Origin of the sequence: Huaxiibacter chinensis (assembly GCF_022171985.1) — a bacterium.
Lineage (GTDB): Bacteria > Pseudomonadota > Gammaproteobacteria > Enterobacterales > Enterobacteriaceae > Enterobacter > Enterobacter chinensis_A.
In genome coordinates, this window is record NZ_JAJVHF010000045.1 from 1 (window position 1) to 1,937 (window position 1,937).

At 61.5% G+C, this 1,937-nt stretch carries 3 protein-coding genes and 1 pseudogene; 3 read left to right on the plus strand and 1 reads right to left on the minus strand.

Annotation, left to right across the window (positions count from 1 at the left end; translation table 11 throughout):
• Nucleotides 1-305, minus strand: a 305-nt coding sequence (locus tag LZP96_RS23785) for a hypothetical protein (protein WP_202816085.1), incomplete at its 3' end; no start/stop codon positions are given.
• 368 nt (nt 306-673) lie between these two features.
• Between LZP96_RS23785 and LZP96_RS23790 the strand changes: the two genes are divergently transcribed.
• The 3 genes and pseudogenes from LZP96_RS23790 to LZP96_RS23800 form a co-directional block, all read left to right on the plus strand.
• Nucleotides 674-1,411, plus strand: a complete 738-nt coding sequence (locus LZP96_RS23790; protein ID WP_001446887.1) for a recombinase family protein — start codon at nt 674-676, stop codon at nt 1,409-1,411.
• Nucleotides 1,408-1,632: a hypothetical protein gene (locus LZP96_RS23795; protein WP_000743213.1), complete on the plus strand. Its 225-nt coding sequence runs from the start codon at nt 1,408-1,410 to the stop codon at nt 1,630-1,632. Before LZP96_RS23790 ends, LZP96_RS23795 begins: the two co-directional genes overlap by 4 nt.
• 121 nt (nt 1,633-1,753) lie before the next feature.
• Nucleotides 1,754-1,858: pseudogene (locus LZP96_RS23800) on the plus strand (Arm DNA-binding domain-containing protein); the annotation flags it as partial.
• Nucleotides 1,859-1,937 lie beyond the last annotated feature (79 nt).

The following is a 1,937-nucleotide window of genomic DNA, read 5'->3' on the forward strand; positions in this document are numbered from 1 at the left end:
CTGGGCGAAATGCGCCTGGTAAGCAGAGTTTTTGAAATGTAAGGCCTTTGAATAAGACAAAAGGCTGCCTCATCGCTAACTTTGCAACAGTGCCGCGCGACGAGCAGCAGCACCAGGAGCAGAAGCACGTCGAGAAAAAGCAACAGCAGATCGAGCAGCGCCCACGGCGGGCCGCTCGCATCGGATAAGTCGAAAAATCCGGCTAAAGTGGCCGAGCTGCACATCAGGCCGCGCGGTTTTCCTCCCTGATCGCCGGCGCGGTTTCTTCCTCCCTGAACCGCATGCAGACTTGCCGCCTCGGACACCCCGAGGCGGTTTTTTTTCGCCTCGCTCGAGCATCGCCGCATCCGACGATGCCGAGACGACCAGGCCGCGCACGTCGAGCTGCAGCATCGCCATTGCCGACGATGGCACCAGGTCGCCGGCGGTGGCCACCGACCTCGAGCTCGCATCGCCACATCCGACGATGCGCGCCGGCGTCGACCATCGCCAGGTCTGACGATGGCGGCCGCCCTGCCCTGGATCTCGCATCGCCATTTCTGGCGATGAGATCCACGGAGCGGCCATTTAGACCCGCCAATAACGACCCGGCCAAGATAAATCGCATGACGGCCTTTTTGGCCGGGGGTAGCATGACCGGACACTTTGCGTATGCCCAAAGGAGCCCGCAAGTATGCGCAGGACGAAGCCAGTAGCCGCGCCGATGGTGGCGCGGGTCTATCTGCGCGTCAGCACCGACGCGCAGGACTTGGAACGCCAAGAGGCGATCACTACGGCCGCGAAGGCCGCCGGCTACTACGTCGCCGGCATCTACCGTGAGAAGGCATCCGGCGCACGCGCCGACCGGCCTGAGCTGCTGCGCATGATCGGCGACCTACAGCCCGGCGAGGTGGTCATTGCCGAGAAGATCGACCGCATCAGCCGCCTACCTTTGCCCGAGGCCGAGCGCCTGGTGGCCTCGATACAGGCCAAAGGCGCAAGCCTGGCCGTCCCTGGCGTGGTCGATCTATCCGACCTGGCGGCCGAGGCCCAGGGCGTCGCCAAGATCGTGCTGGAAGCCGTGCAGATCATGCTTTTTCGCCTGGCCTTGCAGATGGCCCGCGACGACTACGAGGACAGGCGCGAACGCCAGCGCCAAGGCATTGAGTTGGCCCGCCAGGCCGGGCGGTACAAGGGCCGCCGTGCTGATCCGAAGCGCCGCGCCCAAGTTGTCGCGCTGCGCAAGTCCGGCTACAGCATCAACAAGACCGCCGAGCTGGCCGGGTACAGTGCGGCCCAGGTGAAACGGATATGGGCCGAGGTCAGCCAGGCCGAAGCGAAGCAGCACGGCGCGTTCGTGGAGGACGCATTGACGGAAGCCGATGCCCTGGCCGCTGTCGGCCAGGATGAGCGCCAGGAGGAAAGGGCATGAAGAAGCCGAACCAAGACGACGAGCCGTTTTTCATCACCGAGGAGATTGCGGCCGAAATGATCGCCGGCGGCTATGAGTTCGAGCTGCCGCCCATTCCTTGCACCATCCGCCTACGCGACGTGCTGGAGCGCATGACCGATGCTGAGCTAGCATTGCAGCCGGGCGAGATCGCCGACCAGGAGCGTGAACGCTGCCGGCGCAAGCCGTGTTCAACCTCATGATCTGGTCATGGTATTTTTCATGGCACTGAGCCTGATAGTTCTTGCAAATTGTTGTCACTAAAGGGTTTTGTGTGCTTGTTTACAATCGAGTGGGTATCGGAGACGAAGAAGGACAAGGTACATGCTGACCGATACCAAGCTGCGCAATCTCAAGCCCAGGGACAAACTCTACAAAGTGAATGACCGGGAAGGTCTCTATGTGGGGGTCGCCTCAGAAAACGGAATCTATGGTCACTCCCGTTTTTGCAACACCGATTTTGACGACAAGTTGGCTTGCTTGAATCTATCCGGCGTCTGAATGGGAT